The organism is Arthrobacter sp. PvP103, assembly GCF_017833075.1.
Classification (GTDB): Bacteria; Actinomycetota; Actinomycetes; order Actinomycetales; family Micrococcaceae; genus Arthrobacter.
Genome location: NZ_JAFIBQ010000001.1, coordinates 2,047,312 through 2,066,379 on the forward strand (window position 1 = coordinate 2,047,312; position 19,068 = coordinate 2,066,379).

19 protein-coding genes are annotated in these 19,068 nt (G+C 66.0%); 5 read left to right on the forward strand and 14 right to left on the reverse strand.

Features of this window, described 5'->3' with window-relative positions:
- Positions 1 to 24 precede the first annotated feature (24 nt).
- Entirely contained in the window at positions 25 to 705 is a 681-nt protein-coding gene (locus JOE41_RS09365) for a GAF and ANTAR domain-containing protein (RefSeq protein ID WP_245200685.1), read from the reverse strand.
- A 386-nt stretch (positions 706 to 1,091) separates the two neighbouring features.
- Between JOE41_RS09365 and JOE41_RS09370 the strand changes: the two genes are divergently transcribed.
- Together JOE41_RS09370 and JOE41_RS09375 are read left to right on the forward strand one after the other, a co-directional pair.
- Positions 1,092 to 1,397: a hypothetical protein gene (locus tag JOE41_RS09370; RefSeq protein ID WP_209752174.1), complete on the forward strand. Its 306-nt coding sequence runs from the start codon at positions 1,092 to 1,094 to the stop codon at positions 1,395 to 1,397.
- The gene (locus JOE41_RS09375; RefSeq protein ID WP_011693628.1) at positions 1,394 to 1,627 is read left to right on the forward strand and encodes a hypothetical protein; all 234 of its coding nucleotides are present in this window, start codon (positions 1,394 to 1,396) and stop codon (positions 1,625 to 1,627) included. Before JOE41_RS09370 ends, JOE41_RS09375 begins: the two co-directional genes overlap by 4 nt.
- A gap of 130 nt (positions 1,628 to 1,757) precedes the next feature.
- On the opposite strand, the gene JOE41_RS09380 is transcribed toward JOE41_RS09375, so the two are convergent.
- From JOE41_RS09380 to JOE41_RS09430, 11 genes are all read right to left on the reverse strand, one after another.
- Positions 1,758 to 2,591 carry an alpha/beta fold hydrolase gene (locus JOE41_RS09380; protein ID WP_209752175.1) on the reverse strand — a complete coding sequence of 278 codons (834 nt, stop codon included), beginning with the start codon at positions 2,589 to 2,591 and terminating at the stop codon, positions 1,758 to 1,760.
- Between the two features lie 109 nt (positions 2,592 to 2,700).
- Entirely contained in the window at positions 2,701 to 3,123 is a 423-nt protein-coding gene (locus tag JOE41_RS09385) for a heat shock protein transcriptional repressor HspR (RefSeq protein ID WP_011693630.1), read from the reverse strand.
- Positions 3,124 to 3,166: 43 nt separating this feature from the next.
- Positions 3,167 to 4,153 carry a DnaJ C-terminal domain-containing protein gene (locus tag JOE41_RS09390; RefSeq protein ID WP_011693631.1) on the reverse strand — a complete coding sequence of 329 codons (987 nt, stop codon included), beginning with the start codon at positions 4,151 to 4,153 and terminating at the stop codon, positions 3,167 to 3,169.
- Between the two features lie 94 nt (positions 4,154 to 4,247).
- Positions 4,248 to 4,934 carry a nucleotide exchange factor GrpE gene (locus JOE41_RS09395; protein WP_011693632.1) on the reverse strand — a complete coding sequence of 229 codons (687 nt, stop codon included), beginning with the start codon at positions 4,932 to 4,934 and terminating at the stop codon, positions 4,248 to 4,250.
- 2 nt (positions 4,935 to 4,936) lie between these two features.
- Entirely contained in the window at positions 4,937 to 6,805 is a 1,869-nt protein-coding gene (gene dnaK / locus JOE41_RS09400) for a molecular chaperone DnaK (protein ID WP_209752176.1), read from the reverse strand.
- A gap of 312 nt (positions 6,806 to 7,117) precedes the next feature.
- Complete coding sequence (locus JOE41_RS09405) at positions 7,118 to 7,501, reverse strand: hypothetical protein (RefSeq protein ID WP_011693634.1); 384 nt, start codon at positions 7,499 to 7,501, stop codon at positions 7,118 to 7,120.
- Between the two features lie 94 nt (positions 7,502 to 7,595).
- Entirely contained in the window at positions 7,596 to 9,131 is a 1,536-nt protein-coding gene (locus JOE41_RS09410) for an alpha-N-arabinofuranosidase (RefSeq protein WP_209752177.1), read from the reverse strand.
- 61 nt (positions 9,132 to 9,192) lie between these two features.
- The gene (locus tag JOE41_RS09415; protein WP_209752178.1) at positions 9,193 to 10,095 is read right to left on the reverse strand and encodes a carbohydrate ABC transporter permease; all 903 of its coding nucleotides are present in this window, start codon (positions 10,093 to 10,095) and stop codon (positions 9,193 to 9,195) included.
- A gap of 2 nt (positions 10,096 to 10,097) precedes the next feature.
- Positions 10,098 to 11,006 carry a carbohydrate ABC transporter permease gene (locus JOE41_RS09420; protein WP_209752179.1) on the reverse strand — a complete coding sequence of 303 codons (909 nt, stop codon included), beginning with the start codon at positions 11,004 to 11,006 and terminating at the stop codon, positions 10,098 to 10,100.
- Positions 11,007 to 11,073: 67 nt separating this feature from the next.
- Positions 11,074 to 12,405, reverse strand: a complete 1,332-nt coding sequence (locus JOE41_RS09425) for an extracellular solute-binding protein (RefSeq protein ID WP_209752180.1) — start codon at positions 12,403 to 12,405, stop codon at positions 11,074 to 11,076.
- A 190-nt stretch (positions 12,406 to 12,595) separates the two neighbouring features.
- Positions 12,596 to 13,339, reverse strand: coding sequence for a TetR/AcrR family transcriptional regulator (locus JOE41_RS09430; protein ID WP_209752181.1), 744 nt, complete (start codon positions 13,337 to 13,339; stop codon positions 12,596 to 12,598).
- Between the two features lie 157 nt (positions 13,340 to 13,496).
- Between JOE41_RS09430 and JOE41_RS09435 the strand changes: the two genes are divergently transcribed.
- A complete protein-coding gene (locus JOE41_RS09435; RefSeq protein ID WP_209752182.1) occupies positions 13,497 to 14,426 on the forward strand; it encodes an NAD-dependent epimerase/dehydratase family protein in 930 nt (309 codons plus the stop codon).
- Positions 14,427 to 14,439: 13 nt separating this feature from the next.
- Here JOE41_RS09435 and JOE41_RS09440 read toward each other — a convergent pair whose 3' ends face one another.
- Positions 14,440 to 16,656 (reverse strand): efflux RND transporter permease subunit, encoded by a 2,217-nt coding sequence (locus JOE41_RS09440; RefSeq protein ID WP_245200686.1) that lies wholly within the window; start codon positions 16,654 to 16,656, stop codon positions 14,440 to 14,442.
- Positions 16,657 to 16,876: 220 nt separating this feature from the next.
- Here JOE41_RS09440 and JOE41_RS09445 point away from each other — a divergent pair, with 220 nt between their 5' ends.
- A complete protein-coding gene (locus tag JOE41_RS09445; protein WP_209752184.1) occupies positions 16,877 to 17,380 on the forward strand; it encodes a MarR family winged helix-turn-helix transcriptional regulator in 504 nt (167 codons plus the stop codon).
- A 16-nt stretch (positions 17,381 to 17,396) separates the two neighbouring features.
- On the opposite strand, the gene JOE41_RS09450 is transcribed toward JOE41_RS09445, so the two are convergent.
- A complete protein-coding gene (locus JOE41_RS09450; RefSeq protein WP_209752185.1) occupies positions 17,397 to 18,014 on the reverse strand; it encodes a dihydrofolate reductase family protein in 618 nt (205 codons plus the stop codon).
- A 217-nt stretch (positions 18,015 to 18,231) separates the two neighbouring features.
- Here JOE41_RS09450 and JOE41_RS09455 point away from each other — a divergent pair, with 217 nt between their 5' ends.
- Positions 18,232 to 19,047 carry a methyltransferase domain-containing protein gene (locus JOE41_RS09455; RefSeq protein WP_011693640.1) on the forward strand — a complete coding sequence of 272 codons (816 nt, stop codon included), beginning with the start codon at positions 18,232 to 18,234 and terminating at the stop codon, positions 19,045 to 19,047.
- Positions 19,048 to 19,068 lie beyond the last annotated feature (21 nt).

The window sequence follows — 19,068 nt, forward strand, 5'->3', positions numbered from 1 at the left end:
CTACTGCACGTCATGGTTCGCCGTTCACCCGTCATTCGGGGTGAAGTCAAGGGTCTTGGCGACCACGTCGCGGGCCACGTCGCGGACCGTGCGCCCCTGCGCGAACGCGTGCGCCCGCAGCAGCAGCAGAGCGTCGGTGGCGGAAGCCCCGGTCTGGGCCAGGACCATTCCGGTGGCCTGGTGCACCTCGCGCCGGGAGAGCGGCGAGCCGTCATGCGGCGCGTCTGTCCCGTCTCCCGGGGACAGGGTGAGGAGCTGGCGGAGCAGCTGCCACGTCACGGCATCGGCCAGTTGCAGTGCCGTCGAATGGTCAGCGGGGCTCAGCGGGCCGGCGTCGGAGCTGTACAGTTCCACCACGCCGATATCCATGGCACCAAGCATCAGCGGGAAGACGAAGAGCGCTGAAACATCAAGGTCCCGCAGGGCGTCAGCGAAGACGGGCCAGTCCGGGTGCGGAGCCGAGCGCACGTAGGGAAGGAGGACCGGCCTCCGGGTTCCCAGCGCCTCCCAGCGCGGGCCCTCGCCGAGGTCGAACTGGAGCTCGTCAATCCTCGCCGACACCGTGTTGCTGGCACAGACCATCGTTTCCGGAGCCAGCCCGGAAAAGACGGAAATCGACACTCCGGAGACGGGCAGGGATTCCAGGAACCCGGCGCAGAGGCCCCCGTCCAGCCCCTCGGTCATCGAGCAGGAGTGTTCAACCATGGCTGGACCACGCCGCGCCAGCCGCATCCGGGCCACGGAAGGAAGTCGCTTGAACCATCGGAAAGGCACCTTCCATGCATCAACTGCTGTTCCTACAGTTTATGCCTGCTTTATAGTCAGTCCGCTGGCTGCCGCCCGGGTCCTGTGCACCCCTTGCCAGGCGGGATATACTTAATTGTTGCCCCGGACCCCGGTAGCGCCCATTGTCGGCGAGCTACCCAGGAGGAGTCCAATCAATGCGCGGCCACCAATTCCTAGAAGTATCGCTCACGCATGCGGCATCTCCGGACCATGGCGAGTTGTTGAGGGCTGCCATGTCCGCCAGCCACTGGCGCCGGCCCGATTTGAGCCTGGACCGAAGTTCCCCTGACGCAAGGCAAACTACGATGCCGGACGATTCCGAAAGCTGGCGCGACGAGCTATTGACGGAGATCGAGGACCTCGTGGGGCAGCTGAAGGCGAAGGTGGCGCGCTACTCGCTCCTGCGGTCCGACCCGTCCCTGCACGACCCGTTGCATCCGGACAACCGGGCCGCCACGGACTGGATGCACGAAGCCCTCGAGGATATCGCTGCGACGGCGCTCGGCATCGAGCTTGCGACGCAGGAGCGGATTTTTCGCGCGATCTCCGACGTTGACCGGGACGCCACGATACAAACCAACCAAGAACCAAGAACGGGAACCGCAGGATGATCAGCACAATCGAGGCCGGACGGACCTTTTTTGTCGAAACCACCGACCCCCGCCTCATTGATGATGAGTTGAACGCGGCGGTGGAGCAGGCACGGCAGCACGCCATGGAAGAGGGCACGTCCGGCATCCTGGTGACACGGCTGGGCCACACCACGTTCACCGTAGCCGTCAGCGCGGACGTTCCCTTCGGCCAGACGCACGAGCGCCAGGGCCCGTCCGCGAGCACGTAGAAGCTGCCCGCGGCGTTCAACGCAAAGCCGATGTGCTGCTCCACCAGCAGGACCCGCATGCCGCTGCGCTGGGACAGCTTGATGATGGCCTCCTGGATTTCGGCCACAAATCCTTCAGAGTACCCGGCGCCTACTTCTTCAGGAAGGCCAGGAGTGCTTCGTTGATTTCCTTCGCGTGGGTCCAGCACATCCCGTGCGGACCTCCCTCGATCTCCACGTAGTCCGCGTTGGGCAGCGCTTCCTTGAAGCGGCGGCCGGTCACGTCAATGGGCAGGATGTTGTCCGCGGTTCCGTGGACGATGAGCGACGGGACATCGATTTTCGGAATGTCCGCGCGGAAGTCGGTCAGCCAGGTGGGCTGGGCGGCCACGGAGGCGTGCGCGGAGGATTTGCTTGCGGTGGCCCAGTTGGCACGCAGCGCTTCTTCGCTGAGGCGGCTGCCCAGGGTGTCGTCGGTGTTGAAGAAGTTTTTGAAGAACTCCGTGAAGAACGCGTAGCGGTCTTCCTTGACCGCACTCAGGAGGCCGTCGAAAACGTCCTGGGGGACGCCGTCGGGGTTGTCTTCCGTCTTCAACAGGAACGGCTCGAGGGATCCGAGGAACACCGCCTTGGAAACCCGGTCCGAGCCGTAGGTGCTGAGGTAGCGGGCCACCTCGCCGGTGCCCATCGAGAAGCCCACCAGCACGGCATCGGCCAGGTCGAGTTCGGTGAGGAGGGCGTTGAGGTCGGCGGCAAAGGTGTCGTAGTCGTAGCCCTCGGTGGGCTGGCTGGATTTGCCGAATCCGCGGCGGTCATAGGTGATGACCCGGTAGCCCGCCTCCAGCAGCGCGCTGGTCTGCCGTTCCCACGATGCGCCGTCCAGCGGGTACCCGTGGATGAGGACCACCGGCTGTCCCTGCCCGTGGTCCTCATAGTAAAGCTCTACGGTGGTGCTGTTTTCTTTTCCAACAGAGACAAAAGCCATGAGGCGTTCCTTCCGGGACAGTGAAGACTGGCAGTGAACAGGCGTAACCATCCACTCTGTTCCGGCATCCCTGAGCTGTCAAGAACCCACAGCACGCTCCCGCCCGCGGTCACTCCGTGGGGCGGGGCCGCCACACCACCACAGCCTGGGAGCGGGCGCGGGGACGCTGGCCGCGGGCCAGGCTCACCACGTCGCCGGCTGCTCCGGCCGCGAAAATGCGCGAATCCAGCGGGCTGCGCCGGCGGCCGAGTTCTTCGGTCAGTTCGCTCACCCGGCGCTGCAGGGCAGCCACCTGGTTTTCCAACTGGAGGATGCGTTTGATGCCCTCCAGCGACACCCCCTCGTGGGAGAGCCGCTGCACCTCGCGGAGCACGTTGACGTCCCGCTGGGAGTACCGCCGGGATTTGCCGGGCGCGCGGCTGGGCGAGACGATGCCCAGGCGGTCATACTGGCGCAACGTCTGCGGGTGCATGTCCGCCAGCTCCGCAGCCACGGAGATCACGAAGATCGGCTGATCGAAATCAATGTCCATGGCCGGCTCCTCCCGCTAGTCCCAGTCCGTGCACGTGCGTTTCCTAGAGGCGCGCCTTGGCTGCCAGTCCCGCCCGCACGTCCTGGCCGTCAGTGGCCGCGGCGAACGCCTTCACGGCGTCCTCCGCCTCTTTGGTCAGTTTCTGCGGAACCACGACGTCGATGGTCACCAGCAGGTCGCCGGTGGCCTTCGCGTGCTTGACCCCGCGGCCCTTGACGCGCAGCGTCCGGCCGGACGGCGTCCCTGCCGGGACACGGACCTTGACCTTCTCGCCGTCGATCGTGGGCACTTCAATGTCGGCACCCAGGGCAGCTTCCGGGAAGGTGACCGGAACATGGATGCGGAGATTGTCGCCGTCGCGCGTGTAGAAGTCATGGCCCTTGACGTTGACGGTGACCATCAGGTCGCCGTTGCCTGCCGGGCCGTACTGTCCCTTGCCGCGGACGCGGACCTTCTGTCCGTCCTTGATCCCGGCCGGGACTCGGACGTCGATCACATCGCCGTCCGGTTCGCGCAGGCCGATGGTGGTGCCGCGGATGGAACCGGCGAAGGAGATGGTGGTGGTGGCCGTACGGTCGGCGCCCTTCTGCGGGGCACGCTGGAATCCCGCACCGGAACCGGGTCCGCCGAACTGTCCGCCGAAGAGGTCGGCAAACTCCGGCGGAATGCCGCCCGAGGTGCTGTAGCCCCCGGAGTGGCGTCCGCCGCCGCCGGTGAAGAGGCCGCCGAAGAGGTCCTCGAAGCCCGCACCGCCCGCTGCGCCGCCCCCGCCGCCGGGAGCAAACCGCGCACCGCCGCCCATGGCACGGATGGCGTCGTACTGCTGGCGCTCGTCCGGATCGGACAGCACGGAGTACGCCTCGGAGATGTCCTTGAACTTCTTCTCCGATGCGACATTCCCCGCGTTGGTGTCCGGGTGGTGCTGCCGAGCGAGCTTCCGGTAAGCCTTCTTGATATCGGCGTCGGAAGCGTCCTTGGCGACTCCAAGGATCTTGTAGAAGTCCTTGTCGACCCAGTCCTGGCTAGCCAATGGCGTTTCCTTTCAAATCTTTGTGCCGAGATGGCAGCTCGCGGCAATGTTCTTGCGAATCACTGATGCGAACTGCCATCTCGATGGGGTAATGCTAGGCCGGAACTGCGACGATGACCTGGGCTGCCCGCAGGACCCGCTCGCCGGATTTGTAGCCGGAGCGCAGGACCTGGCTGACGGTGTCGATTTCGACATCCTGGCCGGGCTGCTGGATGAGGGCCTCGTGGATCGTGGGATCGAACTCCACGCCGGTCTCATCGATGCGCACCAGGCCGTAGGTCTTCAGCGCGCTCTCCAGCTTGGCGGCGATCGCGGCGAACGGGCCGTCGGCCAGGTCGCCGTGCTGGCGGGCGGCGTCGACGTCGTCCAGCACCGGAAGCAGCGAGTTCAGGACGCCGATGACGGCCATCTCCCCTGCCACGGCTCGGTCGCGTTCCACGCGCTTGCGGTAGTTGACGTATTCGGCCTGCAGGCGGCGGAGATCATTCCTGAGTTCCTCCGCCTCCTCGGCGCCTACGCCCTGGGCCACAGATTCCTCGGCCGGAACCTCAACGCTGTTGAGGATGTCCTCGGCCTGGGACAGTGCGTCCCCGGAACCGGTGTTCGCTGCAGGTGCGTGTTCCTGGTCAGGGTGGCGGGCCTGGCCGGTCTTCGGATCAACCTTGCGGTTGTCGTGGATGACCGGTTTCTGCGGCTCGTTCTCCTGGCGCTCGTTTTCGCGGCTGTCGCGGGCGTGGCCTGCGGAAGGGTCGTGCTCTTCCTCGTTACCGTGATGCGGCATGATTACTTCTTCTCGTCTTCGTCAACGATCTCGGCGTCGACGATGTCCTCATCAGCCTTGGCACCTTCAGAGCCTGCGGCACCCTCTGCGCCTGCAGCACCCGTGGCACCGTCCGGCGAACCGGCCTGCGCGTAGATGGCTTCGCCGAGCTTGCTCTGGGAAGCCTGCAGCTTCTCAAAGGCGGTCTTCACGGCGGCGTCATCGGTGCCTTCGAGGGCCTTCTTGAGGGCGTCGACGTCGGCCTTGACCTCGGTCTTGACCTCTTCAGGCAGCTTGTCGGCGTTGTCCGCGATCAGCTTGTCCACGGAGTAGGCGAGCTGCTCCGCGGTGTTGCGGGTGTCGGTTGCCTCGCGGCGGGCCTTGTCCTCGGCTGCGTGCTCCTCGGCGTCCTTGACCATGCGGTCAATGTCTTCCTTGGAGAGCGCGGTGCCACCGGTGATGGTCATGGACTGTTCCTTGCCGGTGCCCTTGTCCTTCGCCGAGACGTGGACGATGCCGTTGGCGTCGATGTCGAAGGTAACCTCGACCTGCGGGACGCCGCGGGGAGCCGGAGCGATGCCGGTCAGCTCGAACGTGCCCAGCGGCTTGTTGTCGCGGGTGAACTCGCGCTCACCCTGGAAGACCTGGATGGCCACGGACGGCTGGTTGTCGTCAGCCGTGGTGAAGGTCTCGGACCGCTTGGTGGGGATGGCCGTGTTGCGCTCGATCAGGTGCGTCATGACACCGCCCTTGGTTTCAATGCCGAGGGACAGCGGGGTGACGTCGATCAGTAGCACGTCCTTGCGCTCACCCTTCAGGACACCTGCCTGCAGTGCGGCGCCGACGGCGACGACCTCATCCGGGTTGACGCCCTTGTTGGGCTCCTTGCCGCCGGCGAGTTCCTTGACGAGCTCGTACACGGCGGGCATGCGCGTGGAACCGCCCACGAGCACGATGTGGTCGATCTCGGAGAGCTTGATGCCGGCTTCCTTGATGACGTCCTGGAACGGCTTCTTGGTGCGGTCCAGGAGGTCCTTGGTGAGGTCCTGGAACTTGGCACGGGTCAGCTGCTCGTCCAGGTGGACCGGGCCGTCGGGGGTGACGGAGAGGTACTGGAGGGAGACGTTGGTGCTCGTGGAGGAGGAAAGTTCCTTCTTGGCCTGCTCGGCAGCTTCACGGAGGCGCTGCAGGGCGATCTTGTCCTTGGAGAGGTCGATGCCCTTGACCTTGAGCTGGTTCAGCAGGTAGTTGACCACGCGCTGGTCCCAGTCGTCGCCGCCGAGGTGGTTGTCACCGGCGGTGGAGCGCACCTGGATGGTGGAGAAGTTGTCTTCGTCCTTGCCTACTTCCAGCAGGGAGACGTCGAAGGTTCCGCCGCCGAGGTCGAAGACGAGGATGAGTTCATCTTCCTTGCCCTTGTCCAGGCCGTAGGCCAACGCCGCCGCGGTGGGCTCGTTGACAATGCGGAGGACGTTGAGGCCCGCGATTTCGCCGGCTTCCTTGGTGGCCTGGCGCTGGGCGTCGTTGAAGTACGCGGGAACGGTGACCACGGCATCGGTGACCTTTTCGCCGAGGTAGGACTCGGCGTCGTTCTTCAGCTTCATCAGGATGCGCGCGGAGATTTCCTGCGCAGTGTACTTTTTGTCATCGATGGCGACGTTCCAGTCAGTGCCCATGTGGCGCTTGACGGAGGCGATGGTGCGATCGATGTTGTTGACGGCCTGGCGCTTGGCGATCTCGCCGACCAGGACTTCGCCGGACTTGGAGAACGCAACGACGGACGGCGTGGTGCGGCCACCCTCGGCGTTGGCAATAACGGTGGGCTCGCCACCTTCGAGAACGGAGACGACGGAGTTAGTGGTTCCGAGGTCGATACCTACTGCACGTGACATGTGTTGCTTCCTTCTTTCCTTGGAAACGATCCGGCGCCGGGTCGCCGGGACGGACGATTCAGGCTGGTCGAAATTCAGGCACGCCCACTGATTGAGCGATCTACACTCAACTCTACTCGGGGCCGGAATTAAGTCAATCCAAAGTTGAGTCAATTGCACTCAACTCTGTGAATCGCCAGCGGGATGTGGGCGCACACGGAGAACTGCAAGCTTGAAAATCCGCGGATTTCCGCCGGACATCCGGTCGCGTGGCTGCGGTTTCGCTGTGCGTGAAACCGGCGGCCGGGTACGCCGGCCGCCGGTCAGGGGCTGTCAGGGAACGTCGCCGGTCTCCGCGGCAGTATCCGCCGGGCCGGCAGCACCGGGGGCCGGACCGGCAGTACCGGCCTTGCCGTAGTCGCCGTCCGGGTACTCGGCTTCTTCCAGAGTCACCAGGTTCTCCCCCGCCGTGCCGGCCTTGCCATAGTCGCCGGCTTCGTATTCGCCTTCCACGGCGCCGGCAGGTTCCTCGACCGCCCCGGCGGTTCCGTAATCGCCTTCGGGATATTCGCCGTCGCCGGTTGCCGCCTCGGCCTCATGCGCAAGTCCGGCCTTGCCGTAGTCGCCGTCGACGTACTGGCCGCTTTCCCCTTCGACTGCCGGCGCCGGTTCGGTACTGCGCTGTTCTTCCGCTTCGAATTCGCTGTTCTCTGACACTGACGGTTCCCTCCTGGAAGCATCGGGCGCCCGGACGGACGCAGGGGCAGTCTATCCATCCGCCCGGCGCTCCAACAGGGGCGGGCGCCCCGTTTCAGTTGCGCACGGCTTCCAGTTCGATGGCCGCCCAGGACAGCGCCGGAAGGCTCGCACGGACTTCGCCGCCGGCAGCCTTGACACCTTCGAGCGGGGTGAGGCCCACGGCATTGGGATTGTCCTGCGTGTTGGTGATGAACCGGTCCGCGCCGTCGGGGATCCGCAGCACGTCGGCCCGGACCACCTGCCGGGCATCGAAGCCGCGAAGGACCACTTCGACGTCGGCGGCTTCTTCAAGGCCGCGGTTGGCGAGGAACAAGGCGATGCGCCCGGTTTCCTCGTTCCAGGTGGCGCTGACGTCCACCAGGTCGGCGTCGCCGAACTTTGCGTTGCTGTATTTGTCGGAGTCGACCGCCAGCCGCAGGATCTGCCCGTGTGCCAGTTCGGCCATGCGGGCGAACGGATGGAAGATGGTCTGCTTCCACGCCGGGCCGTTTTCCTCGCTGAGGATAGGTGCGATCACGTTGACCAGCTGCGCCTGGTTGGCGATCTTGACGCGGTCACCGTGGCGGAGCAGGGAGTTGAGGAAGGTCCCGACGACGACGGCGTCCGTCACGTTGTATTTGTCCTCGATGACGCGGGGGTGCTCCCGCCAGCCTTGCCTGCCCACTTCCGCGGGGCTGTCGGCGTCCCCGGGGCGGGTGTACCAGACGTTCCACTCATCGAAGGAGAGGTTGATGTGTTTCTTGTGTTTCCCCTTGGCCCGGACGGCGTCCGCGGTGGCGATCACGGACTCGATGAAGTAGTCCATGTCCACGGCGCTGGCCAGGAAGCTCCCGGCGTCGCCGTCGTGCTCCTGGTAGTAGGCGTGCAGCGAGACGTAGTCCACCTGCTCGTAGGTGTGGGTCAGGACGGTCTGCTCCCAGGCGCCGAAGGTGGGCATGCCGGAGTTGGAGCTGCCGCAGGCCACGAGTTCAATCTCCGGGTCCACAAAGCGCATGGCCTTGGCGGCCTCCTGCGCCAGCCGGCCGTATTCCTCGGCCGTCTTGTGTCCGATCTGCCACGGTCCGTCCATCTCATTGCCCAGGCACCACAGCTTGATGTTGAACGGATCCTCGTGGCCGTTCTTGCGGCGCAGGTCGGACAGCCGCGTGCCGGACGGAATGTTGGCGTACTCCACCAGCTCGCGGGCGGAATCCACGCCCCGGGTGCCGAGATTGACCGCCTCCATGACCTCCACCCCGGCTTCGCGGGACCAGTCCACGAATTCGTGCAGGCCGAAGGCGTTGGTTTCCAGTGTGTGCCAGGCGCCGTCGAGCCGGCGCGGCCGCTCCGCCACGGGCCCGATGCCGTCCTCCCAGTTGTAGCCGGAGACGAAGTTGCCGCCGGGATACCGGACCACCGTGGCGCCGAGCTCCTTGACGAGGTCCATGACGTCGCGGCGGAAGCCGCGCTGGTCAGCCCGGGGATGGCCCGGTTCGTAGATGCCGGTGTAGACACAGCGGCCCATGTGCTCAACAAACGATCCGAAGATCCGGCGGGGAACGTCACCTACGGTGAAGTCGCGGTCAATGGTGATGCGTGCGCGGGACATTTTGCTCCTGTCCTGATGTGGGTTGGCGGGTGTTTGTTGCGGGCGGGACGGGGTGGCGGGACTAGGTGCCGGCCAAGCCGGTGGTGGCCACGCCCCTGATGATCTGGCGCTGGAAGAACAGGAACACCACGATGAGGGGCAACGCAGCCAGCAGCGCGGACGCCATGTTCTGGGCGTACTGGATCCCGTAGGCGCTCTTGATGGTCTGCAGGCCCACGGGCAGGGTCAGCAGCGAGCTTTCGTTGGTGGCAATGAACGGCCAGAGGAAGTTGTTCCACGCACCGATGAACACGAAGATTGCGACGGCGGCCAGGATGGGCCGGGACAGCGGCAGGACGATGGTGGTGAAGATCCGCAGCCTTCCGGCGCCGTCCATCAAGGCGGCCTCCTCGAGTTCCCGCGGGATCTGGTCGAAGAACTTCTTGAGCACGAACACCATCGGCGAATGGATCACCTGCGGCAGGATCAGCGCCCAGTACGTGTCGATCAGGTTCAGTGACTGCATCTGCTGGAACAGCGGGATGATGAGGACCGGCGGCGGAATGATGATGGATGCCACGATCACGCCCATCAGCATCCTCTTGCCGCGGAAATCGATCCGCGAAATGGCGTATGCGACGGACGCGGATATCACCAGGGTGATGGCGGTGATCGCCGCGGACGTGAACAGCGAGTTGAGCGTCCAGGTGGGGATGTTGCCGCTCTGCAGCACTTTGGCAAAGGCATCAAGCGTGAAGCCCGACGCCGGTATCCAGCTGATGGGGGTTGACGCGGCATCCGTTTCGCTCTTCAGTGCGGTAACTGTTGCCCAAGCAAAAGGCACCAGCCACGCAACGGCGAGGACGGACACAATGACGGTGGCCAGCATGCGGGACAGCGGCGTCTTCGGGCGCCTGCTTGGCGCCGTCCCGGCGGCACGTTTGGGCTGGAGTGCAGCAGGCTTGGAAAGTGTGGTGGTAGCCATGGCTAGGCGCTCCTTTTCCGTGTGATGAAGACCTGGGCCAACGCAATAACCAGGATCAGACCGAAGAAGATGTAGGAAATGGCTGCCGAATAGCCCAGCCGGTAGCCTGTGAATCCGGCCTCGAAGACGTACTGGACGATCGAACGGGTGGCCCCGCCCGGGCCGCCCTCGGTCATCTGGTAGATCTGGTCAAAGACCTTCAGGGACGCGAGGATCTGCAGGATCACGATCATCACCGTGGTGGGGCCCAGCTGCGGAAGGCTGATGGAGAAGAACTGGCGCCAGCCGCCGGCGCCGTCGAGCGAGGCTGCCTCGTAGTGCTGCTGCGGGATGTTCTGCAGCGCCGCCAGATACAGCAGGAAGTTGAAGCCGACGGTCCACCACACCGTGGCGATCACGATGGCCCACATCGCCACGGCGGGATCGTTCAGCCACGCCACCGGCGGAATGCCCAGCTTGGCGAGCAGGTCATTGAACAGGCCGAGTTCCGGGTTGTACATCCAGGCGAAGAACAGCGAGACCACCGTGGAGGCCAGCAGGAACGGGGAGAAGAAGGAGAGCCGCCACAGCCACGGCGCCGGTAGTCCCATGTTGACGAGTGCTGCCAGCGCCAGGGCGATGACCACCAGCGGCACCGTGCTGATCAGCGTGAAGTACAGTGTGTTCCCCAGCGAGCGCCACATGTCCGAGTCGGCGAACGCCTCGATGTAGTTGGCCAGGCCGATGAACCCGCTGTTGGCGCCGGTGAGGGACTTTCCGGTGAGGCTCATGATGGCGCCGGAAATCATGGGCCAGACCAGGAACATCAGGAAGAATACGAGGAACGGGGCAGAGAAAGCCCAGCCGTGGATATTGTCACGCCTGGAGCGCTGGGATCTCGCGGCGGGCGCTGTCGTGCGGGCGGTGCTCATGGGGACTCCTTTGTCACAAGCGGGTTGATGCTCAAGCGGGGATCGGCGGCGTTGCCGGGTCTGGTGCTCACACCGGGTTCGGCATGGCGAGAACCGTATTGATGCGCTTCATGAAGGCATCCCATCCGTCTGCGGGCTTGTCCCGTCCAAGGAACACGTTCTGGACGTTTTCGGCGAAATAGCCTTGGAAGTCGGACCCGGAACCGGTGAACCAGGCTTCGGGGTCGTAGTTGATGATGTCTGCTGCGTGCGCGTAGTCCGCCTGGGGGGTCAGGGCCGCGTACTCCTTGGACTTCACCACCGGCTGGTAGGCCGGAATGTGGCCGGCCTCCGCCCAGCTCAGGGATCCCTTCAGCATCGACGCGACGAACTGGTACACGCCGCGGCGCTTCGTCTCGTCCAGCGTGGCCTGATGCGGCAGCACGAACGAGTGCGAGTCGGCAAAGGCCGCCGGCGTTCCGAAAAGGGTGGGAATGGTGCTGGCGCCGAGCGGAACTCCTGCTGTCTTCATTGTGGGCAGCTCCCACACACCGGTGAAAAGCATCCCCGAACCCTGGCCCGCGAACTCAGCGATGGCGGTGCCGCCGTCGCCGCTTTTTGTGGAAATGGTGTTATCCAGCAGCGACGTGATGAACTCCAGGCAGTCGATGGCCACGTCACGCTCCACCCGCGCCGGCTTCCCGGGATCCAGGACGAAGTCCGCGCCGTGCTGGCGGTAGAGGGTATAGAACAGGCGCCACATCTGCGCGCCATCACCCAGGTACCCGTAGGAGAGCCCGTGCTTGCCGGTGACCCTTTGCAGTTCACGGCTCACCTCGAGGAACTGCGACGGCGAGGAGATCTCCGCCAGGCGGCCGTCCTTCCCCAGCACGCCGGCCTTGTCCGCCACCTCGGTGTTGTAGAGCATCACGAACGGGTGCGAATCCAGCGCCAGCGAAAATACCTGGCCGTTGAACTGGCTCTTCTCCCAGATCCTTGGGGCGAAGTCCTCCGGGCGCACGCCGAACTCCGCCAGAAGGTCCAGGTCCCAGGCGTCCAGCAGTCCGCCGGGAGCGTAGCCGGGCACACGGGCCGCATGCATCACGGCCACCTCCGGCGGCCGTCCGCCGGCGGAGGCCATGGCCAGTTTGGTGTAGTACGGGGCGCCCCACGCGAGCACGGTGGGTTTGACCCTGAAGTCAGGGTGGTCCGCGTTGACTTTGTCGATCATGGCCATCATCTTGATGCCGTCCCCGCCGGAGAGGAGATGCCAGAACCGGATGTCGTTGCCGGCCGCCCGGGCCGCACCTCCGCAGCCTGTCAGGCTGGTGCCGAGTGAAAGGCTGCCTGCGAGCACACCGCCCCCGAGCAGCAATTGCCTGCGTGTCATCCGCATCGGGCGTGAATCAACTTGCTTCACCGTCACTCCTTTGGACGTAGCCGTTGGAAAAGATCGCCGGCCGTCCGGGCTCCTGCGGCCCGGTTGGGCCGGGCCCGGCGGCTGTGGGCTGAGACACACTTTACATCGTTGTAAATTTAGACACAAGGAAAATTTGTTAGCGCTCACAAAGGAGCGGCTGCCACCCTGCTGCGGCCCGATGCAGCAGCTGCTATTCGAGCCCGGCGATGCCGGCCAGCACCTGCAGGTGATGTTCGAACAGCTCGTCCCTGGCAGAGAAGGTGCCCTCGCCATACTGGCCGAAGACTTCGAAGCTGATGGCCCCGAAAAGGGATGTCCACACTAGCGCCCCGCGTGCCAGGAGTCCGTCCGTAAGCCCCAGGCCCCGCTCTTCCCGGATCACCTTCAAGTCGGCAGCCAGAGCCGGAGGCACTGCAGCCGGAGGCGCCGCAGCCACGGCCCCGGATTCCGCCCCCAGGGCGCCGGCCCGCCAGGCGTTGTCAAGGAGGGCCATCAGGCTGTAAACCACCCGGGTCCCCGGTTCCGTGGTGCGCTCCGCCGGGGCCCGGTACCCGGGCACGGGGCTGCCGAACAGCAGGGCGTAGCGGGCGGGCTCGCGGAGGGCCCAGCCGCGGACAGCGCGGCCCAGCGCCCGGAAGCGCCCGGCAAAGTCCCCCTCCGCAACGCGGCCGACGGCGGCATCCACTTCGTCACCCAGCTCGCCGTAAGCGTCGATCAGCAGAAGGGTCAGCAGTTCGTCCCGGCTTTGCACATACCGGTACACGGCGGAGGACACCACACCCAGCTCCCTGGCCACAGCCCGAAGCGACAGTGCCGCCGCTCCGTGGCGGGCCAGGTGCTCCCGTCCGAGGCGGACGATATCGGCGACGGTTTGCGCCCGGGCGCGCTCCCGCGGCGTGCGGAGCGCCGGGGTGGCGGCATCGGTAACTGGCATGCCTCCAGCATTCCACGACCCAGAGCGGTGTCAACAATAGAGAGCAGTGCTCTTGACGAGCGGCATCCGGCAGGGCATCCTTGTTTCCGAGAGCACCGCTCTCTTATTCACGCGCCGAAGCAAGCGCGCACGGGACATCCGGAGGAAAGAGAATTCAATGACCGAACTGTATGTGGTGACCGGCGCCGGCCCCGTTGGCTGGACCGTGGCGGAGCAGCTTGCCGGCCAAGGGAAGCGGGTGCGGGTCCTGACGCGCTCCGGCAGCGGACCGGATCACGCCCTCATCGAGAGGATGTCCGTGGACGTCTCCAACCCTGCACTGCTCGGCACGGCCTTCGCGGGGGCGTCCGCCGTCTTCCACTGCATCCACGGCTCCGCCTACACTGCGGAGGCGTGGCAGCGGGAACTTCCGGCGGCGGAGGAGACGGTGCTGTCGGCTGCAGGCGAGGCGGGCGCCGTCGTCGTATTTCCTGAGAGCCTCTATTCCTATAGCCAGCCGGACGAGGTGATGGCGGAGGACAGTCCGCGGGAGGCGGAGGGCGGAAAGCGCGGTGTCCGGACAGCCCTGCTGAAGGCGCGCGCGGCGTCCCCCACGAACACCGTCAGTGTTGTGGCGGGCGATTTCTTCGGGCCGCGGGTGCGGACCTCCCACGCCGGCGAACGCGTCGTCCCGGCAGTGCTGGCCGGAAAGAGGCTGCTGGTGATCGGCAGCGCGGACCAGCTGCACTCCTTCACCTACGTGCCGGACCTTGCTGCCGCCATGATCCGTGCCGCCCAGACGCCGTCCCTGTGGAACCGGGTGTGGCACGCACCCACGGGCCCGGCCGTCACGCAGCGCCAGCTTGCGGCGGCCTTCGCGGAAGCGGGCGGGGCACCGGCACCCAAAATGGGTGCGGTTCCCGGCCGGCTCCTCAGGGCCGTGGGACTTTTCTCCTCCGGCACCCGGGAACTGGCCGAGATGCTCTACCAGTTCGAGCGTCCCTTCGTGATGGACTCGCGGGTGAGCGAGGCCAGCCTGGGCCTGCATCCGACCCCGCTACCGGAAGCCGCAGCGGCAACGGTGGCGTGGTGGAGGGCCCAGGCGTGACGCCGCGGCGCGCCTACCTGCGCCCGGCACCCTCCAGATCGGTCTCCAGGCTGCCTTCGTCGCCGCGCGAGCCGGCGAGCGCCCGCTCGTCGTCCTCCAGCCGCCCCGGTTTGCCGGGCCACCAGATCCGCCGGCCGAGATCGTAGGAGAGCGCCGGGACCAGCAGCGAGCGGACCAGCACAGTGTCCAGCAGGACTCCGAAGGCGACGATGAAGGCGAGCTGGACCAGGAACATGATGGGGATGACGCCCAGCGCCGCAAAGGTCGCGGCGAGGACCACGCCCGCGGACGTAATGACGCCGCCCGTCACGCCGAGGCCCCGCAGGATTCCGGGCCGGGTGCCGTGCTTAAGTGATTCCTCACGGACCCTGCTCATCAGGAAGATGTTGTAGTCCACGCCCAGGGCAACCAGGAACACGAAGCCGAACAGCGGCACCGTGGCATCGGCGCCGGGGAACCCGAAGATGTTGTTGAACACGAGTGCCGATACGCCCATGGCGGCGGCGTAGGAAAGAACCACCGAGGCCACAAGCAGGATCGGGGCCAGTACCGAGCGCAGCAGCAGCATGAGGATCACCAGGATGACGGCGAGGACCACGGGGATGATGACCACCAGGTCGCGCTGGGCAGTGGTGTTGGTGTCCAGGGCCGTGGCGGTCACGCCGCCCACCAGCGCGCCGGCGTCGATCTTCTTGAGGTCCTCGCGGAGCTTCACCACGACGTTCTCGGCGTCACCGGAGTCGGCCGCGTAGTTCAGGGTCGCATTGATCAGCACCTTTCCCTCGCGGACATCGGGCGCGCTCGGGGCACCCGGGGCGCCTGTGATCGGCACGCTCCCCTCCGCCAGGAGGTAGGCGTCGCCGACGCCGTCGGTCGCCTTTGTCTTGTCCAGCACCTCCCGGGCCTTCGCTTCGTCGGCGACAATCACCGCGGGACTGCCGGAACCGGCGTCGAAATGGCGCGCCAAGGCGTCCTGGCCGTCCACCGCATTGGAGGCAGTGAGGATGACATCGGTCTGCGGCACCCCGTTGGCTTTGAGCTGCAGGATGCCCGCGGATGCGACCAGGAGCAACAGCACGGAGGCGATCCAGACAGTCCGGGGCCGACGGGACACGAGGGAGCCGGTAGCCCGCCACAGCCCCTTCTGGCCTTCGAGTCCGGTGACGAACTGAGGTTCACGTTCAGCCTCGGGCACCAGCTTGGGCCGGAACGGCCAGAAGGCGGTGCGACCCAGCAGCGCCATCAGGGCCGGGAGCAGCGTGAGGGCTGCAAACAGCGAACACAGGATGCCGGCTGCCGCCACCGGGCCCAGCGCCTTGTTGGAGTTGAGGTCGGAAAACAACAGGCAGAGCAGGGCGATGATCACAGTTGCGCCGGAGGCCAGGATGGGCTCGAAGGAGGCTTTCCAGGCCGTGAGGACGGCCGCGGTGCGGTTGGTGGTGTGGGTCAGCGCCTCGCGGAACCTGGCCACATACAGCAGCGCGTAGTCCGTCGCTGCGCCGATCACCAGGATGGAGAGGATGCCCTGGCTTTGGCCGCTGAGCTGGATCCAGCCGAGCTTGGCCATGCCGAAGACCAGCAGGATGGCCGCACAGAGCGCGAACACCGACGTGAAAAGCACCGCAATGGGCAGCAGCAACGAGCGGTAGACAATCAGCAGGATGATGAACACTGCGGCAAGGGCCACGAGGAGCAGGATGCCGTCAATGCCGGCAAAGGCGCTCACCAGGTCTGCGGTCAATCCCGCTGGACCGGTCACGAATGTCTGCATCCCCTCCGGAGCTGACGCCTTGACCTCATCGCGGAGCTCCTGGACGATCTCCTTGACCTCGCCGGAGGAGGAAATGGGCACCACGAACTGGACGGCCTCGCCATCCTTCGACGGGATGGGCCCGATGACCGTGCCGACTGCCTGCAGTTCCTCCAGCTTGGACTTGAGGGCGGCAGCCTCGCCCAGCTGCGCGGGCGTGAAGGCCGAATCGCTCTCGACGACAATGACGGCCGGAATCTCGTCAGAGTCCCTGAACTTTGCCTGCCAGTCCTGCGCTTCCGTGGCTTCTGCGCCGGACGGCAGGAACGAAGCCTGGTCGTTGGACGACACTTCTTCCAAACGGCCGAAAGTGGGGCCGCCAACACCGGCGACAGCCAGCCAGGTAAGCACGAGCAACACGGGAACCAGCCAGCGGAGCCAGAACGGCACTCGCTCCCGGGAGTGGGGTTTGGGTTTCATTGTTCCTTCTGGAGGTCGCGGGCGGACTAGAATTGATTCCAGCATAGATTATCTCTGCTGTGGAGATAAGTGCCAGCCTAGCTTGTTTTGAAAGATGTCCTCCCTCGCGGGGATGGCTGCCCGGCCCGGAAGCAATGCCAGGCTGGCGGGGCACCGCGCTGAAGTAAGATCCTCAGGACGGCGGCCGTAAGAACAGCTTGGGAAACGGATGGAGGCAGGGATGGCAGACGACGACGCAGCCCGCACTCCCGGCGGCCCGCCGGCGCTTGTGTTGCTGCTTCAGGAGTTCACCCTGGAGGCCAACCGCTACGTGGACACGGCGGGCGGTCGGAATGACATGCATCGCACGGACCTGAACGCGCTCGCCGTCATCATGCGGCATGCCGCCAAGGGCATGGTGGTCACACCCGGCGTCCTGCGGAAGGAACTCCACCTCAGCTCCCCCGCCACCACAGCCCTGATCGACCGGCTGGACCAGTCCGGCCACGTGGTCCGCGAGCGGCTGGGCTCCGACCGCCGGCAGGTCCAGCTCCGGATGACACCCAAGGCCTACCGCGACGGCGGCGCCATGTTCCTGCCGCTGGCCCGCCACATGGGCGCGGCCATGGCTGAATTCACCCCCGCGGAGCTTGAGGTGGCGGCACGCTTCATGGAATCCATGACCCAGGCGACCATCCGTGCGGCACAGGAGGCCGCAGGGCAGGACGAGGGCACGGGCCAGTGAAGTCCGGCTCCGCCGTCTACTGCTCCACGGCCGACATATCGCCGACGCCAGGCGTGCCGTCGGCAACGGCGTAGCGCTGCAGCACCGCACCCTTCGGTGAGGCGACGACGGGTTCGATGAGTCTGAGGTTGGTCGGAACCACCCCGCCGGCGAAGACCTTTTTGCCGCCGCCGAGGAGGATCGGATACACCCAGAGCGTGAGCCGGTCGAAGAGCCGCTCCGCGAACAGGGTCTGCACGAAGTCGAGGCTGCCGATGACGTGGATGTTCTCGTGCCGGTCGCGCAGTTCGCGCACGGCGGCGACGACATCGGGACCAAGCAGCGTGGACCCGGCCCACTCGAGGGTAGGCGTCCCGCGCGAGGCCACGTATTTCGGGATGCGGTTGAACAGCCGGGCGATGCCCCCTTCCGCCTGCGGCCAGTATCCGGCGAAGATGTCGTAGGTCCGGCGCCCGAGCAGCAGCGCGTCCATCCCGGCCATCCCGGAGTCGACCTGTTCGCCAACGACTTCGTCGATGAGAGGTGCCTGCCAGCCGCCAAACGCGAACCCGTCGGAGGGGTCCTCGTCCGGCCCGCCGGGCGCCTGCGCGACGCCGTCGAGCGTTGTGAACAGGTCGATGTGAATGAGTCCCATGCCTTGCTCCGTCCTCTGTCGCCCGTCGTCGCCTTCGTCGCCCGGCGACGGGGATCACTTCGAGCTTGCCACGCGGCCCCCTGCGAGGCAACCGGTCTCAACGGTTCGACGCGAGGCCCGCTGCGCATTGGACACGCCTCAGCCGAGCCGCGGCAACTGCCTGTTTTGGTCCGCTCGATTGACGCGCATTTTCCTGGCGGAGCGGTAGCGTTTCCTTATGAGTGCACAGCAGCCTGAAGACGTGTACACGCACGGACACCACGAGTCCGTGGTCCGCGCCCATGCCTCGCGGACCGCAGAGAATTCCGCCGCGTTCGTGATCCCGTACCTCACCCCGGGCACTTCCGTGCTGGATGTGGGATGCGGGCCGGGCAGCATCACCTGCGACTTCGCCGGCCTCGTGGCGCCGGGACAGGTCACCGGGCTGGACCGCTCCCCTGACGTGATCGCGCATGCCGCCGCGCTTGCCGCCGAACGCGGCGTGGAGAACGTCGGGTTCGTGGCCGGAAACATCTACGACCTGGATTTCGACGACGAAACGTTCGACGTCGTCCACGCCCACCAGGTGCTCCAGCACCTGACGGACCCCGTGGAGGCCCTGCGCGAAATGCGCCGGGTCGCCAAGCCGGGAGGCATCGTGGCAGTGCGCGACGCCGATTTCCACGGCATGAGCTGGTACCCTGCCGTCCCGGAACTGGACGAATGGATGGAGCTGTACCAGCGCATCGCACGCCGCAACGGCGCGGAACCCGACGCCGGCCGCCGGCTGGTCTCGTGGGCGCAGGCCGCAGGGTTCACGGACGTGGCCCCCTCCAGCAGCAACTGGCTGTATGCCACGGGCCAGCAGCGCCGGTGGCAGGCCCGGGTCTGGGGCGAGCGCGTGCTGCATTCGGCGTTCGCGGACCAGGCCCTGGAATACGGCTTCGCCAACGCCGCCGACCTCGCCCGGATTTCCGCAGGCTGGCACCGCTGGGGTTCCACCGACGACGGCTGGTTCCTGATCCCCAACGGCGAGGTCATCGCGCGGGCCTAGGCTGCCGCGCTGGACCATCCG

Coding starts and splice junctions, on each gene's coding strand:
- JOE41_RS09365 (WP_245200685.1), bottom strand. CDS start 705: ATGGTTGAACACTCCTGCTCGATGACCGAGGGGCTGGACGGGGGCCTC.
- JOE41_RS09370 (WP_209752174.1), top strand. CDS start 1,092: ATGCCGGACGATTCCGAAAGCTGGCGCGACGAGCTATTGACGGAGATC.
- JOE41_RS09375 (WP_011693628.1), top strand. CDS start 1,394: ATGATCAGCACAATCGAGGCCGGACGGACCTTTTTTGTCGAAACCACC.
- JOE41_RS09380 (WP_209752175.1), bottom strand. CDS start 2,591: ATGGCTTTTGTCTCTGTTGGAAAAGAAAACAGCACCACCGTAGAGCTT.
- JOE41_RS09385 (WP_011693630.1), bottom strand. CDS start 3,123: ATGGACATTGATTTCGATCAGCCGATCTTCGTGATCTCCGTGGCTGCG.
- JOE41_RS09395 (WP_011693632.1), bottom strand. CDS start 4,934: ATGCCGCATCACGGTAACGAGGAAGAGCACGACCCTTCCGCAGGCCAC.
- dnaK (WP_209752176.1), bottom strand. CDS start 6,805: ATGTCACGTGCAGTAGGTATCGACCTCGGAACCACTAACTCCGTCGTC.
- JOE41_RS09410 (WP_209752177.1), bottom strand. CDS start 9,131: ATGTCCCGCGCACGCATCACCATTGACCGCGACTTCACCGTAGGTGAC.
- JOE41_RS09415 (WP_209752178.1), bottom strand. CDS start 10,095: ATGGCTACCACCACACTTTCCAAGCCTGCTGCACTCCAGCCCAAACGT.
- JOE41_RS09420 (WP_209752179.1), bottom strand. CDS start 11,006: ATGAGCACCGCCCGCACGACAGCGCCCGCCGCGAGATCCCAGCGCTCC.
- JOE41_RS09430 (WP_209752181.1), bottom strand. CDS start 13,339: ATGCCAGTTACCGATGCCGCCACCCCGGCGCTCCGCACGCCGCGGGAG.
- JOE41_RS09435 (WP_209752182.1), top strand. CDS start 13,497: ATGACCGAACTGTATGTGGTGACCGGCGCCGGCCCCGTTGGCTGGACC.
- JOE41_RS09440 (WP_245200686.1), bottom strand. CDS start 16,656: ATGAAACCCAAACCCCACTCCCGGGAGCGAGTGCCGTTCTGGCTCCGC.
- JOE41_RS09445 (WP_209752184.1), top strand. CDS start 16,877: ATGGCAGACGACGACGCAGCCCGCACTCCCGGCGGCCCGCCGGCGCTT.
- JOE41_RS09450 (WP_209752185.1), bottom strand. CDS start 18,014: ATGGGACTCATTCACATCGACCTGTTCACAACGCTCGACGGCGTCGCG.
- JOE41_RS09455 (WP_011693640.1), top strand. CDS start 18,232: ATGAGTGCACAGCAGCCTGAAGACGTGTACACGCACGGACACCACGAG.